The organism is Neobacillus sp. NPDC097160 (assembly GCF_044762155.1).
In the GTDB taxonomy this organism is placed as follows: Bacteria; Bacillota; Bacilli; order Bacillales; family Cytobacillaceae; genus Neobacillus.
Genome location: NZ_JBIWDU010000023.1, coordinates 1 through 14880 on the forward strand (window position 1 = coordinate 1; position 14880 = coordinate 14880).

Genomic DNA, 14880 nt, shown 5'->3' on the forward strand with positions numbered 1-14880 from the left:
TTTTTGCCATAGAAAAATCCCCTCCAAGTAGTAGTGTATCATCCATAAGAAATAATGGACTTTTTTACACTGTCTACCTAAAGGGGATAATATCATATGGGCAGCCTTTTTTGCTTACTTCGTTGATTGTCGCTGTTCAATTCTATGTGGAAGTACAACTATTTGCTCATCTGTTTTTTCCTTATTCATCAATTTGGTTAAGAGCCTCATGGCAACTGCACCAATATCATATAATGGCTGAACAATCGTTGTAAGCTGTGGACGCACCATAAGTGACAGCCTTGTATTGTCTGATGTGATGATTTCAAAATCATCAGGAATACTATAGCCTTTGTCCTCGGCACCATGAACAACACCCAGTGCCATTTCATCAGAACCCACTAAAATGGCAGTTGGCCTTTCAGCAGCTTCCAATAATTTATCGAAGGCTTCAATACCAGAGTCGTAGGTATAATCTCCTTCAAAGACAAGCTCTTCATTATAGCTGAGCCCGGAATCCTGAAGTGCTCGTTGATATCCTTTGAGTTTTTTCTGTGCATTTTTTGGCTCATGAAGCGGACCAACAACGAAGGCAATATGTTTATGGCCTTTGTTAATGAATTCCATAATAGAATCATAAACGGCTGCTTCGTAATCAATATTGACTGAAGGAATTGCATTGGACTCTTCGATTGAACCAGCCAATACGATAGGCACCGGTGATTTTTCAAATTCCTCTACATGATCAGGGGTAATATTTCCTCCCATAAACACAAGGCCATCCACTTGTTTACCGAGCATGGTATTCAGCAAATGTAATTCCTTATCTTTGTTTTGGTCAGAATTGCTTAAAATGATATTGTATTTATACATAGTTGCAATATCTTCAATACCGCGCGCTAATTCAGCAAAGAAGATATTGGAGATATCGGGAATGATGACACCGACAGTTGTTGTTTTTTTACTAGCCAATCCTCTTGCCACTGCATTTGGACGATAGCCGAGTCTTTCAATAACCTCTAACACTTTTTTGCGGGTTACTGGTTTTACATTTGGATTTCCATTGACTACACGGGAAACGGTTGCCATTGATACATTGGCTTCCCTTGCCACATCATAAATAGTAATATTCACGAATAACACTCTCCTAAAACGTACATTGTTTTCATTATTTTACAACAACATAAGTAAACTTAGTCATTTTTGTTAATGTATGTGAGAACATAAACAATCTTAATGATGTTTTAATGATACGACAAGAATAGTAAAGCCGCAATTGCATTTGTCAATATTTTTTTATAAACTTCCCTTTTTCATAAAAAAACCTTCTGCATTGGGGATACAGAAGGTTTTTTTAGTGGTATTGTGAAATTAAAGCTTAACAAAGTTTGATGCAAGTAATTCAGTATAGAATTTGTCAAACTGGTTGAGGTCCATTTGTTGTTGCGCATCTGAAAGGGCTACTGCCGGATCTGGATGAACTTCAGCCATAACTCCATCAGCGCCGATGGCAATTGCAGCCTTTGCACATGGGAGTAGCAGATCTCTTCTGCCTGTAGAGTGTGTAACATCTACCATAACTGGTAAATGTGTTTCTTGTTTTAAAATTGGAACTGCTGAAATATCAAGCGTATTTCTTGTTGCACGTTCATATGTTCTAATTCCGCGTTCACAAAGAATAATTTGTCCGTTACCTTGTGCCATAATATACTCCGCAGCATTGATAAATTCCTCTATCGTAGCGGAAATCCCTCTTTTTAACAAGACTGGCTTATTGACGGCACCGGCAGCTTTTAACAATTCAAAGTTCTGCATGTTTCGGGCACCAATTTGAATAACGTCAATATAATCGATGGCCATTTCAATATCGGCCGGGTTTACAATCTCACTGATGACCGCCATATCGAATTCATCTGCCACACGTTTTAAAATCTTCAGACCCTCTACCCCTAAACCTTGGAAATCATATGGTGAAGTCCTTGGTTTATAGGCACCACCACGAAGGAGCTTTAATCCTTTTTCCTTCATCGCTTTTGCAACTGTTGCTACTTGTTCATATGACTCTACTGCACAAGGGCCAAACACGAAATGCTGCTTTCCATCTCCAATATTTTCACCTTTTAAGGTCACAATTGTATTTTCAGGCTTCTTCTTTCTGGAGACAAGCAATGCCTTTTCATGGTCATCCTTTTGCAAATCTAATCCTGCTTTAAAAATTTCTTTAAAAAGATGGTCAATTGTTGAATTTTCAAATGGCCCATCGTTATGCTCTTTAATCAGTTCAAGCATTTTTCTTTCACGGACCGGGTCGTAACGATACACTCCTTGATTCCCTTTAACTCGTCCAATCTCTTGAACAAGCTCAGCTCTCTCATTAATAACCCTCAACAATTCCAAGTTAAGTTCATCCACACGCGTCCTCAATTGTTCCAATTCATTTTCGCTCATTATTTGTCCCCGTCCTTCCTTTTGCAATCATTTTTCACCCGATTACCTAGATGTATTTTCTGGCATACCTAGATGATTTACAAGCTTAAAGTCTAAAATTTTAAATTTTTTAATAATTAGGCTTTATTATAGCTGAAATGATTTCCTTTGTCACCTACTTTTTCTTTATTAATTAAACGCTTTTAAGCACTAAAGCAAATTAATGTATTGTAGAGTATAATATGTTATTTATCAAACGACGTGTCCATTTATAAAAAATTTTTTTATATAAGGAAGAGGATGAAGCTATCATCCTCTTTCTCACTTATTGATTTTCATTGCTGGCACTTGCCAGTGATCGATTGGTAATTTTCCAGTGGGAGGCATTCCATGATACTTCTCCGTTTGAAATAAGAATGGCTTGTGGTGATTCGTGCTTAATCTGAAATCTTTCCGCTACTTCGTTTGATAACGGTCGTGAATCCTGAACAGCTAAATAATAGGTTGGAACATTCTGACTTTCATTAGCAAACTTTTCATATTCCTTATAGGCAGCATGGCTGATTGGACATGTTAAACTATGCTTCAAAAGATAAAATTTGCTTTCATTTGTGATTAATTGATCAAATTGTTCAATGGATTCAATTTTAGTAAGCATTTTCATTCCTCCAAAAATAATAAACGGTGAAGTAATTTTAACACTTCACCGTTTTTATCACAAATAATTAAATTTTAACCTTGCTTTCTTCCTCATCAAAAGCCTTTTGAGCCTCCTCTAATTTTTTTCTTACTTCACTGCTGTCCAACGATTTTAGTTTAATCGATTTTTTAGCAGTTTGGTTTACGTTTGGAGTTTGAAGCGGAATATAGGTCGATTCGGTATCTTCCACCATTTCATCTGAAGTTCCTGCTTTTCCTTTTACCTTATTTAATAGTTCTGTGGATTGCTGGACAAATCCCTGTGAAATGGAGGATGTTTTAGACCTGAATTCATTGCTTTTATTCATAACATTTTCCCGCAATTGACAGGATTTATCCATAATCGAACCTGCTTGATTACTTAATGTAATACGGAGCTCTTTTCCAGACTTCGGAGCCAAAAAGAGTGCCGCAGCGGCTCCTACCACCCCGCCGATTAGCGCACCTAGTAAAAAACTATTAGAGGACTCCTCATTGCGGCTTTGATTCGTTTCCCTTGATTCATATTCTCTACTGGACATGTTTAGTACCTCCCTTTTTAATGTGATCTTACTCTTTGTCTCTCATTTGAGCCTGCTTCATTTTTAGACTGCTTTCTTGCCTGCCACTTATCCTTTAATTCAAGGATAATATTACTCCATTGGACAATTTGTGAGATTTTCTCTTTACTCTCTTCTACCTGCTGATCAACTGAATTCGTTATGTTTTTTAGTGTTCCATTAAATTGGGAAACCGTTGTTCCTACATCCTTGACAGCTTCCACCACACTATTTAGACTTTCCGATTTTTGCTGAATATCCTCGGCAAGAGCATTTGTTTTTTGTAAAAGTAACGTGGTTTCAGTTGTCACGCCGTCCAATTGTTTTTCTAAACCAGTCAACGTTTTCGAAACGCTCGTAAGTGTTACTTGAAGTGATTTAAGCGTTGTCGATAAGTAGATGACTAGCACAAAAAACGCAATTGCTATCAAGGCTACGCTTAAGTATAAAATAATTTGCATTGTGCACCCCCAAGTTAATTCTATCATTATGTATTACCCATCCAATAAGGATGTAAACCTCGCTCATTATCTTATACTACTTCCCCATTTTTGTCTTGTTTTCCTGCCAATTGTTGAAAAATTTTACCGTTATTGCTCCTTGTATTTTCTACTTTCCCGCCTCATTCGGGTACAATAGAAATGGTTGTTATTTATTTTGATGGAGGCGTTTGTGTTGAAAGATCCTCGTATTGAAAAACTAGCTAAAAATTTAATTAATTATTCGGTACAACTCCAAAATGGAGAAAAGGTGTTAATTGAAAACTTTGGACTGCAGAGGGAGCTTGTTACTGCCCTTGTTAAAGAGGCTTACTCCGCAGGCGGCTACCCTTTTGTTCTGCTAAAAGATCACCAAGTTGACCGCTCAATGCTATTAGGTGCACAGGAAGAGCAATTTAACATGATGGCAGAATTCGAAGCAAATGTGATGAGTAAAATGGATGCCTACATAGGCCTCCGCGCAGGTGATAATATCAATGAGCACGCTGATGTCCCGGATGAAAAAATGAAAATCCACGGGAACACGATTGGTAAAAAGGTTCATCGTGATATCCGCGTACCGAAAACCAAATGGGTTGTGCTAAGATACCCAACAACATCCATGGCGCAATTAGCAAAAATGAGTACAGAAGCATTCGAAAACTTTTATTTTGATGTTTGTAATTTAGACTATGGTAAAATGGATCAAGCCATGGATAGTCTTAAGGAACTAATGGACAGGACAGACAAAGTCCGCATCACCGGCCCTGGAACAGACCTTAGCTTCTCGATTAAGGATATTCCGGCTATCAAGTGTGCAGGACGATTAAATATTCCTGACGGGGAAGTTTACACCGCTCCTGTTCGTGATTCCGTTAATGGAGTTATCACCTATAACACTCCGTCCCCTTACCAAGGTTTTACGTTTGAAAATGTGAAGCTTACGTTTAAAGATGGAAAGATTGTCGAAGCTGAGTCCAATGATTCAAGCCGTATCAATAAAATCTTTGATACTGATGAAGGGGCACGTTACGTTGGGGAATTCGCAATTGGGGTTAATCCATTTATTCTGAATCCAATGCAGGACATTTTATTTGATGAAAAGATTTGCGGAAGTTTCCACTTCACTCCTGGTCAATGCTATGATGATGCCTTTAATGGAAACCATTCCAATATCCATTGGGATATGGTGAACATTCAGCGTCCGGAATACGGCGGCGGAGAAATGTATTTTGATGATGTATTAATCCGCAAAGATGGTTTGTTCGTTTTACCAGAATTAGAAGTATTAAACCCGGAAAATCTAAAGTAATGTAAAAGGATGCCAGCTTAATGCCGGCATCCTTTTTTTATAATAGTTGTTTTTCATACGATTCCTGGAATTTTTGAATGTCTCCGGCGCCCATAAAAATAATGACACTGTTGATATATTCGTTTAACACAGATGTATTTTCTTCAGAAATAATTTCAGCCCCATCAATTTTATCCTGTAAGTCTTTGATTGTCAGCTTACCGTGGTTTTCCCTGGCTGATCCAAAAATTTCACACAAATAGGTTTTATCTGCGTGCCGTAAGCTTTCAGCGAAATCCTCTAAAAATGCTTGCGTACGTGTAAAGGTATGCGGCTGGAATACCGCAACAATCTTCCGGTCAGGATATTTCTGCTTGGCCGCCTCGATGGTTGCTTTAATTTCTGTCGGATGATGGGCATAATCATCAATTAAAATTTGTGAATTGAAGCTCTTTTCAGAAAATCTTCTTTTTACACCTTGGAACGTTTGCAAATGTTCCTTCACTACTTCAACATCAATTTCTTCATAATGGCATAACCCAATGACCGCCAATGCATTTAACACACTATGGTCGCCGAAGGTTGGAATAGAAAAGGTGTTATAAAAGGTATTGCGAATAAAGACATCAAAGCTCGTTCCGTGAGTCGTTTTCACTAGGTTTTTAGCCTGATAATCATTTTCCTCGCCAAACCCATAAAACAAAACCGGAACCTTTGCCTGAATTTTTTGCAGCTGTTCGTCATCCCCATAGGCAAATATTCCTTTTTTCACCTGGACAGACATCTCCTGAAAGGCGGAAAATACGTCATCAATATTGGCAAAATAATCGGGATGATCAAAATCGATATTTGTCATGATGGCATAGTCCGGAAAATACGATAAGAAGTGTCTTCTGTATTCACAGGCTTCAAATACAAAATACTCCGCACCTTCTTCTCCTTTACCTGTTCCGTCACCAATTAAATAGGATGTAGGTTTTGCCCCTGCTATTGTATGTGCAAGCAAGCCTGTTGTGGATGTTTTTCCATGTGCACCTGTTATCGCTATGCTTGTAAAGTTTTGCATAAAATCGCCTAAAAAGCGATGGTAACGTACTATAGGGAGTCCGAGCTTCATAGCCTCTTGAATTTCATCATGGGAATCAGGAAACGCATTTCCTGCAATAATGGTCAATCCTGGCTTTATATTTTCCTTTTGGAAGGGAAGGATCGTGATCCCTGATTTCTCCAGGTCATCCTGAGTAAAAAAATGTTTATCGACATCGGAGCCTTGCACCTGAAATTTCATATCGTGCAGAACTTGTGCGAGTGCACTCATTCCAGACCCCTTAATACCTACAAAATGGTAAATAGTCATAGAAGAACCTCCAACCAAACGTAATACTGTAAAACAGTATATGACATCTGTCTGTATTTGCTAATTGTCTTGAAAATCTTAGAAACGTTGTCTATTTATATTTCATAAAATGAAAATCATTTAATTATTATACCATTGTTTTTTCGTAAAAACTATTTCATGCCTTACAATTTACATTCGCCTTTTATGCTCACGTTTATTCTTTGTCCTTCATTTCAAAGAACACAAGGGTTTACGAAAGTGGATTATTCTTGAATTGCTTCTAAATCGGCTTCCGTTATTAAAACGTCACGGGGCTTGCTTCCATTAGCGCTTGTAATATATCCGTGTTGCTCAAGCATATCCATTAATCTCGCAGCACGGTTATAGCCAATTTTAAATCGCCTTTGTAAGCTGGAGGTGGATGCACCGCCCTGGTCAACAATAAATTCACATGCCTCATAAAAAAGTTCATCTTCATCTTCCGTTACTTGCGCCTTTTTAAGAAGTTCTTCCTGCTCAAACAAATACTCTGGCTCCCTCTGCTCTCTCACATGGGCAACGACAAAATCAATTTCTTCATCAGATACGAATGTACCTTGCAAGCGGACAGGTTTTGATGAGCCATTTTCTAAAAATAACATATCGCCGCGTCCAAGCAATTTCTCCGCGCCGCTTATATCAATAATCGTGCGTGAATCTACCTGAGAAGATACAGAAAAGGCAATCCGTGTTGGGATATTGGCTTTTATTAATCCTGTTATGACATCCACTGATGGCCTTTGGGTCGCGACAATTAAATGAATCCCACAAGCTCTAGCTTTTTGGGCAATCCGACAAACCGCTTCTTCAACATCTGCCGGTGACATCATCATCAAATCAGCTAACTCATCAATGATAATCACAATAAACGGCAGCTTATCTGAATAGCGCTTATGCTGCATCGCCAGTTCATTAAATCGATTAATGTCACGAACACCAGTATGTGCAAAAAGCTGGTAGCGCCGTTCCATTTCATCCACAGCCCATTTTAATGCCGCAGTTGCCGCTTTCACATCCGTGATCACTGGGCTGACAAGATGTGGAATTCGATTGTATGGTGCTAATTCGACCATTTTAGGATCGATGAGTAACAGTTTTAACTCTTCCGGACGGGCCTTATACAACAGACTAATCAAAATGGAGTTAATACATACACTCTTTCCTGATCCGGTGGCACCTGCTATTAATCCGTGCGGCATTTTCTTCAAGTCGGTCACAATCGGTTTTCCGGCGATATCTAGACCAAGCACCGCCGTTAGCGGTGAAGTGGTCTCGCGAAAGACGCTGCTTTCAATAATTTCGTTTATGAGGACAGGTCTAGATTTTTGATTTGGCACTTCAATCCCAATCGTATGCTTTCCAGGGATAGGAGCTTCGATTCGGATATCCCGTGCCGCCAGACTTAACTTTATATCATCGCTTAAGTTTGTTATTTTGTTTACTTTTACGCCAGGCTCCGGCTGTACCTCAAAACGGGTAACGGATGGGCCTTGTGTCACATTGACAACACTCGCCCCAACATTAAAGTTTTGTAATGTTTGGTTTAAAAGCTCTTCTTGTCCTTGTAACCAATCATGATCCCTGACCTCTGTTACTGGTGGGTTTAATAGACTCGATTTTGGGAGTACATATAAACCATCATCCTGGTTTTCTTCTTCTCTATTTGATAATGGTTCCATAACCAGAGTAACTTTTTCTACTGGCTTTTTCTCGACCGTAAGTGCTGGCTGCTGTTCCAATTCCCTTTTTCGCTTTTTTTCTTCCCATTTTTGTTTATCCTGCTTTAACATCATCACATTGAAAGGCAGACGCGAACGCTTTAGGGCAGGTGGTTCTGGTTCAGAAACAGTTGCTCCATCATTTCCATCTTGTGGGGGAAGTACTGTTTCAGGTATGGTCTCTGTTGGCGCAATGGGAGTTTCAAACTCAGGTACCGGTATATTCACCGTTTTCGCAACTGGTGTTTCTAACTCAGATTCCTGTATAATCTCTGTTTCCGCAACTGGCGTTTCTAACTCAGGTTCCGGTTCGGTCTCCGTCACCGCATCTGGAGTTTCTAACTCAGGTTCCTGTATAGTCTCTGTTTCCGCAACTGGCGTTTCTAACTCAGGTTCCGGTTCGGTCTCCGTCACCGCATCTGGAATTTCTAACTCAGGTTCCTGTATAATCTCTATTTCCGCAACTGGAGCTTCAAACTCAGGTTCCGGTTCGGTCTCCGTCACCGCATCTGGAGTTTCTAACTCAGGTTCCTGTATAGTCTCTGTTTCCGCAACTGGAGCTTCAAACTCAGGTTCCGGTTCGGTTTCTGTTGCTGCAATTTCACTCATTACCTCTTGTGCCACAACGAGATAATCCAGCTGGTTTTTTAATTCATCATTTAAAAAGTGGCTCAATTCGTGCTCTACAATTGTATCCGTCTTTTTAGGTCTGTTAAATCCAAAAACAGGCGATGGAATTTCCGTGGGATGAAAAGGCCCCCGTGCCCTTGTTGAAGGTTCGGAAATTATTTTAGGCAGTTCTTTTTTAACTAGAGGCGCTTCAGGTTTTTCAGTCTTCCTTCGTTTTTCCGGAAGACCCACTGACCTTTTTGGCAGTAAGCTTTCCTGCTTTTGCTTTTGAATGGTCTTTGGCGGACTCGATGGAAGATTACCGCCTTTAGGGTATTGATAGGCTATTCTCGTATCTAAATCCTTTAGACTTTCATTTTGACTGTGGGACAGAAGGTTATCCGGGCTATGGTTATGTATATTGTAATCTTTATATTCTTCTTCCTCATCTTTTTTAAACTTTTGAAAAAAGTCTTGGATCCAACTCAAAACTATCACTCTTTCTGCTTCATCTATCATTCTATTTTATCAGGTATTAATATTTTTTCGAGATAATTCTTTAGAATGAGTCAAATTATATGTTCCAATTGGATATATACGGTATGTTCTCATGAAAAAAGACCACTTTTTTTGTGATCTTCTTTCTGCTTCATTTCATTTATTTTTTCCTAAAATAAAAATCGGTTCTAATTCCCCAAATTCATAGTAAAATGACAAAGCCGTAATCGGCACCCTTCCGTTTGTGAAAAAGCTCATCGCCATCTGGGCAATGACATCATAGCCTCTGTCATTACGAATATCAGCAATAATTAACACATCCTGGTGTGGAACGGAAAGCACCATTTTCCCAGTGATTTGCTTCTCGATTTCATTAAGGAACCCCTTATTCAAGATCCTGCTGGCATCGTATCCATCGTTGGTATTTAGAAAATAAAAGGTATTCCCGGCAACCTGATCCTCTTTTAATGGAGTTGAAAGTGACCTTACATTAAATAAGGCAATTTCCTTAATCCTGCTTGCGTCCCATCCCTCTTTTTGCATGATCTTTGCATCAATCAACCGATAGGTTTTCCCCATGTCATAAGCATAATAAATCTTGGTTTCTGCTGTATGTTCGTCAATTAAGAATGGGATGCCTTCTTCTGCTTCAGCGGGAAAGGATGCGGAGCGAATAACAGGAAAGATTTTTTTCTCGTGGTCTGTTAACTGAATGGGATCCTCCATCGCCCGAAGGCCTTCATCGACATAATAAACAATCTCATCAATTGCCTTTTCTTTTTCTATATTCCATTTAGCGATGATTCCCGGTAATGAAACCGTAATTCCTTTGCCGACTAATTCACTTTCGATTCGGAGCTGATCTTTGTCACGGTCATAGGAAATCACTCTGTCTTTTCCAGCCAAGCGCGCCTCTAATTCACGTCGCATTTTTTTGCTATCCATTTTCATCATAAACCCACCATTTCTAGAAGTGTGTACCTTATTGTACATTAAAAAACCCCCATCTCAAAAGATAGAGGTTATGGTTCGATTATTTTAAACCGGCAATGAATGCTTCGATTTCTTCTTGTGTTTTACGGTCCTTACTTACAAAGCGGCCAAGCTCTTTTCCGTTTTCATAACCGATAAAGCTTGGAATCCCGTACACGTCCACTTGTTGACATAAATCGATAAATTGATCCCGGTCAACATGAATAAACGTAAAATCAGTAAATTTCGCTTCAATATCCGGCAACACTGGGTCGATAAAACGGCAATCCCCGCACCAATTTGCTGAAAACATAAAGATTGTTTTTGATCCGTCACGAAGTTGTTCAAATTGCTCCATTGACTCTAAGTTTTTCAAGTTCAACGCCTCCGATTGAAGATATGCTTTTTTGTTAGATTCTTCCCAAATCATAACAGTACTAAAGCTTTTCAGTCCAATGATATGCACTTAATTTTAGAATTACAACATAGCTTATGATGCCCTGCTGAAAAATTTTTGAAACAGAAAGATAAGGTTTATTCCTTTGTTTCTTTTGTATATTTTACTGAATTCGCGATTTGCATCATTGCTTTAGAATCTTCATTCATATCACTTGTTTTTATTTGTGTCGTTATTTTTGCCCCGCCAACACCGATGATCAGTTCATTTGTTTTGTTTTCATCCAGTTGTTTGATCGTTAAAAATCCAAATTTATTATCTTTTGTAAATGTTTCGTTTGTATCAAGCTTTTTGTATTGTTCAACAGTAGCATGATAAACGACATTACTTGATGTGTCTTCTTGTGGATTTATGAAAAGAATATAAGTGTCAGAGCCATTTTTTAAGATGATATTATTCGCGGATTCATCCTTTATTTCGTAACCTGCAGGTAAATAGAAATGTATTTCCCCACTCTTTTTATTTGCCTTTTTTACCTTTTCATTAAACGTTGTTTTAACGGTTTTAATGGTGGCTTTATTTTCTTCTTTAAATGATGCATCGTTACAAGCACTTAGTATCAGAATCGATAGCATGAAAATAGTAATACTTTTGAAGAATTTCAGATTTTCCGCCTCCCAGCATATGAATAAAGCCCTATCTCTATCATACCTGTCGGAATATTCAGCTGACAAGACTTTTGTCGATTGCTGGTGTCGAAAAATCAGGATTATTTTCCTAGTTGTCTGGTTTGATATGTATATTGGCCGATTAATAGCTTTGTCACATGTGTAAACATATCAACCCGATTAATCATTCCATACGTAAAAATTCCAATTGCACCCTCGTGTTTCCTTACATTTTCCATTTTGGCATATTCATCCATAACAGGACCGAGCTCGTCTCCGGCTCTTAACCTAGCTGCCACTTCTTCAGGAAGAAGGAATCTTGCCCCGCCGGCAATAATCGGTTCCATGTTAGTCGTTGCTAGGGCTCCCCAATTACAAAGCAGCAAACCGTGGCTTGTTTCATGAACACCGCCCTCAAGTCCAATCCCTATATCGCCATTGCCTTGCTTTAATGCACCAATCGCACGATTGATGGCTCCTTCGATGGTTTCTTCATCAGAAAACGGCTGTGCGTTGACACCAGATGGAATATCGATCGTAACAAACTCTGCCTCTTGATCGACAAAACTATTTTTTACTGCATTAATTTTTGCAGGATTCTTTGACCCGATGATAATTTTCATGAAAGTATCTCCTTTTTAATCAACAAAAAGGAGGCATGATAAGTGCCCCCTCACTGATTAGCTGTTGGATTTGATGGTATCGACCGTTGTTTGATCACAAGCTTTAACAAGTTTAACCAATAATTCTTTTGCTGCGGCGTAGTCATCCACATGAATAATGGAGGCATGTGTATGAATGTAACGCGAACAAATACCGATGACCGCACTTGGAACACCTTCATTAGACAGATGAACACGGCCTGCATCTGTCCCGCCTTGTGAAACGAAATATTGGTAAGGAATCTTATTTGATTCTGCTGTATCAAGAACGAACTCTCTCATCCCACGATGTGTTACCATGGAACGGTCAAGAATACGGAGTAATGTTCCTTTGCCTAATTGGCCAAATTCATTTTTATCTCCAGTCATATCATTGGCAGGACTTGCATCCATGGCAAAAAAGATATCCGGATTGATCATGTTGGCCGCCGTCTGCGCACCACGTAAGCCAACTTCCTCTTGAACTGTTGCTCCGGAATACAAAATATTTGGCAATGTTTCATCTTTTAGTTCTTGAAGTAATTCAATCGCAAGTCCACATCCGTACCGATTATCCCATGCTTTCGCTAAAATTTTCTTTGGATTCGCCATCGGAGTAAAGGGACAAATTGGCAAAATTGCTTGTCCTGGCTTAATTCCAATACGTTCAGCGTCTTCACGGTTATCTGCACCAATATCGATCAGCATATTTTTTATTTCCATTGGTTTGTTTTTCTTCGATTCATCTAAAAGATGCGGTGGAATTGAGCCAACAACACCAACGATCGGGCCGTTCTTCGTCATAACCTGAACGCGCTGGGCGAGAAGAACTTGACTCCACCAGCCGCCAAGTGTTTGAAAACGAAGCATTCCATTTTCTGTGATTGCCGTTACCATGAAGCCAACTTCATCCATATGCCCCGCGGCCATTATGGTTGGACCTTTACCATTTCCTTTTTTTACTCCAAAAATACTTCCTAGTTTATCTTGAATAATTTCATCTGAGTATTGGGATAATTGTTCTCTCATGAAATTTCTTACTAAATGCTCATTACCGGGTGCTCCCGGAAGCTCAGTTAATGTTTGAAAAAGGTTTAATGTCTGTTCGTTCATTTTTAGGCTCCTTTGGAATTTTTTGAAGTAGTATGTATCTTTTTATTTTACAGAAACTTCGCAGTTGTTACCAACAATTCATTTCGTTTTCTGTAATATTATCTTCCTCTTGGCAAATACGTTATACTGAAAAGAGAATCCTTTAAAGTAATCTTTTCCAATTTTGGAGGTGCGATTTATGAACTGGAAGTCATTTTTTCTTGGTACAACGATTGGTTTAATCGGTGGTTATGTTACAAAGGAAATCCTTAGTCAAAAAACGAATGTATCACCTGAAAAGGTCTTGGAGCATGTCAAAAGACAATTTAAACAGAATGGGCCAATCAGCGGATCATGGATCCATATGGCCGCGGAACCATATGTGAAACAACAAATTAACTATCGGGTTTATAAGGGTGGCATTTCCAAAAATAATAATGGTGCAAATGAGCAATACGAATTTATTGCGGATGCTTCGACTGGAACGATCTTGGATTTACGTCGCTTAGCAGAAGTTTCTTGAAATGATGAGATCTATCATGAAAAGCCGTATCTTAGATAAAAATGATACGGCTTTTTTAATATTAACTTTCTCTTTTAATGCTATCCACTATCTCTTTTCCATCAAGTCCCCATTTAACAGCCCGGTAATAGGCATCATGATAAAAGGTGAACCAAGCATTTCTCTTCAATCCGTATGGCAGCCATTTTTCCTTTGCCGCAATCGAATCCATTGGGTAATCATCATAGGCCATAACCCACAATACATTTTGATGGGCATGTGTAGCCATGAGGTCTGCCATGTGAATCGACATTTCGCTGCCATCTTCAATGATCAAAATCGAATGTCCATCACTATGCCCCCCGGTATGAATCATCGTGATCGCTCCTAAGTTCCACTTTTCCTCAAAAGGAACCACCTGCGATTCAATCGCTTCCCAGTTTTCTTTCCAATATGTATTTTTTGAACGAATGTTAGGATTCTGCATTTCGTCCCATTCTACTTGTGAAGTAATAATTTTCGCATTCGGGAAGGTGGGAACATATTGGTTATCCACAAGCTTTGTCAAGCCGCCGGCATGATCAAAATGCAAATGGGTCATTAACACATAATCAATGTTCTCTGTGTTCAATCCTAATTTTTCTAATGATTCTTCAATCACTGATTCCCTTGTAACACCATAATTTCTTAATTGTTTATCGGTTAATTTCCCTTTTCCAAGTCCTGATTCGACTAATAAATTTTTCCCATCCATCTTGATTAAAATTGGATCGGTTGGTAATTCAATTTGATTTTTTTCATTAGCAGGATATTTTCTTGACCATAATCCCTTTGGAACCACGCCAAACATAGCACCGCCGTCCAAATTCGTTACCCCGCCTGATAACCAGGTTAAGGAAACCTCCCCAACTTTTAATGTTTCCATTTTAATTCCTCCTTCCATTTTCTACATTTTAACATTGTGAACAAATTGGAGAAACAAAAAAAGGAC

General features: G+C 39.0%; 15 protein-coding genes. 2 read left to right on the plus strand and 13 right to left on the minus strand.

Annotated elements, in window-relative coordinates; all coding sequences use genetic code 11:
- Window positions 1-114: 114 nt before the first annotated feature.
- From ccpA to ACIQXV_RS25560, 5 genes are all read right to left on the minus strand, one after another.
- The gene (ccpA, locus tag ACIQXV_RS25540) at window positions 115-1113 is read right to left on the minus strand and encodes a catabolite control protein A (protein WP_402963854.1); all 999 of its coding nucleotides are present in this window, start codon (window positions 1111-1113) and stop codon (window positions 115-117) included.
- Between the two features lie 237 nt (window positions 1114-1350).
- The gene (locus ACIQXV_RS25545) at window positions 1351-2427 is read right to left on the minus strand and encodes a bifunctional 3-deoxy-7-phosphoheptulonate synthase/chorismate mutase (protein WP_402963857.1); all 1077 of its coding nucleotides are present in this window, start codon (window positions 2425-2427) and stop codon (window positions 1351-1353) included.
- A 304-nt stretch (window positions 2428-2731) separates the two neighbouring features.
- On the minus strand, window positions 2732-3064 hold the full coding sequence (gene ytxJ, locus ACIQXV_RS25550) for a bacillithiol system redox-active protein YtxJ (protein WP_402963860.1): 333 nt from the start codon (window positions 3062-3064) through the stop codon (window positions 2732-2734).
- A 67-nt stretch (window positions 3065-3131) separates the two neighbouring features.
- On the minus strand, window positions 3132-3626 hold the full coding sequence (locus tag ACIQXV_RS25555) for a YtxH domain-containing protein (RefSeq protein ID WP_402963863.1): 495 nt from the start codon (window positions 3624-3626) through the stop codon (window positions 3132-3134).
- Between the two features lie 17 nt (window positions 3627-3643).
- On the minus strand, window positions 3644-4105 hold the full coding sequence (locus tag ACIQXV_RS25560; RefSeq protein ID WP_402963866.1) for a DUF948 domain-containing protein: 462 nt from the start codon (window positions 4103-4105) through the stop codon (window positions 3644-3646).
- A gap of 214 nt (window positions 4106-4319) precedes the next feature.
- Between ACIQXV_RS25560 and ACIQXV_RS25565 the strand changes: the two genes are divergently transcribed.
- Complete coding sequence (locus ACIQXV_RS25565; protein WP_402963869.1) at window positions 4320-5435, plus strand: aminopeptidase; 1116 nt, start codon at window positions 4320-4322, stop codon at window positions 5433-5435.
- Window positions 5436-5472: 37 nt separating this feature from the next.
- Here the strand turns inward: ACIQXV_RS25565 and murC are convergent, their stop codons facing one another.
- The 7 genes from murC to ACIQXV_RS25600 all read right to left on the minus strand — a co-directional run bounded on the left by murC (window position 5473) and on the right by ACIQXV_RS25600 (window position 13408).
- Window positions 5473-6771, minus strand: a complete 1299-nt coding sequence (gene murC / locus ACIQXV_RS25570; protein WP_402963872.1) for a UDP-N-acetylmuramate--L-alanine ligase — start codon at window positions 6769-6771, stop codon at window positions 5473-5475.
- A gap of 245 nt (window positions 6772-7016) precedes the next feature.
- Window positions 7017-9608: a DNA translocase FtsK gene (locus ACIQXV_RS25575; RefSeq protein WP_402963875.1), complete on the minus strand. Its 2592-nt coding sequence runs from the start codon at window positions 9606-9608 to the stop codon at window positions 7017-7019.
- Window positions 9609-9773: 165 nt separating this feature from the next.
- Window positions 9774-10562 carry a DUF1444 domain-containing protein gene (locus tag ACIQXV_RS25580; protein WP_402964104.1) on the minus strand — a complete coding sequence of 263 codons (789 nt, stop codon included), beginning with the start codon at window positions 10560-10562 and terminating at the stop codon, window positions 9774-9776.
- A gap of 88 nt (window positions 10563-10650) precedes the next feature.
- Entirely contained in the window at window positions 10651-11019 is a 369-nt protein-coding gene (locus ACIQXV_RS25585) for a thioredoxin family protein (protein ID WP_402963878.1), read from the minus strand.
- 104 nt (window positions 11020-11123) lie between these two features.
- Window positions 11124-11621 (minus strand): hypothetical protein, encoded by a 498-nt coding sequence (locus tag ACIQXV_RS25590; RefSeq protein WP_402963881.1) that lies wholly within the window; start codon window positions 11619-11621, stop codon window positions 11124-11126.
- Between the two features lie 134 nt (window positions 11622-11755).
- Window positions 11756-12277, minus strand: a complete 522-nt coding sequence (locus ACIQXV_RS25595) for a DUF84 family protein (protein WP_402963884.1) — start codon at window positions 12275-12277, stop codon at window positions 11756-11758.
- A 57-nt stretch (window positions 12278-12334) separates the two neighbouring features.
- Window positions 12335-13408, minus strand: a complete 1074-nt coding sequence (locus ACIQXV_RS25600; RefSeq protein ID WP_402963887.1) for a M42 family metallopeptidase — start codon at window positions 13406-13408, stop codon at window positions 12335-12337.
- Between the two features lie 178 nt (window positions 13409-13586).
- Here ACIQXV_RS25600 and ACIQXV_RS25605 point away from each other — a divergent pair, with 178 nt between their 5' ends.
- Entirely contained in the window at window positions 13587-13910 is a 324-nt protein-coding gene (locus tag ACIQXV_RS25605) for a PepSY domain-containing protein (protein WP_402963890.1), read from the plus strand.
- A 61-nt stretch (window positions 13911-13971) separates the two neighbouring features.
- On the opposite strand, the gene ACIQXV_RS25610 is transcribed toward ACIQXV_RS25605, so the two are convergent.
- Window positions 13972-14814, minus strand: a complete 843-nt coding sequence (locus tag ACIQXV_RS25610) for a YtnP family quorum-quenching lactonase (protein WP_402963893.1) — start codon at window positions 14812-14814, stop codon at window positions 13972-13974.
- Between the last annotated feature and the right edge of the window lie 66 nt (window positions 14815-14880).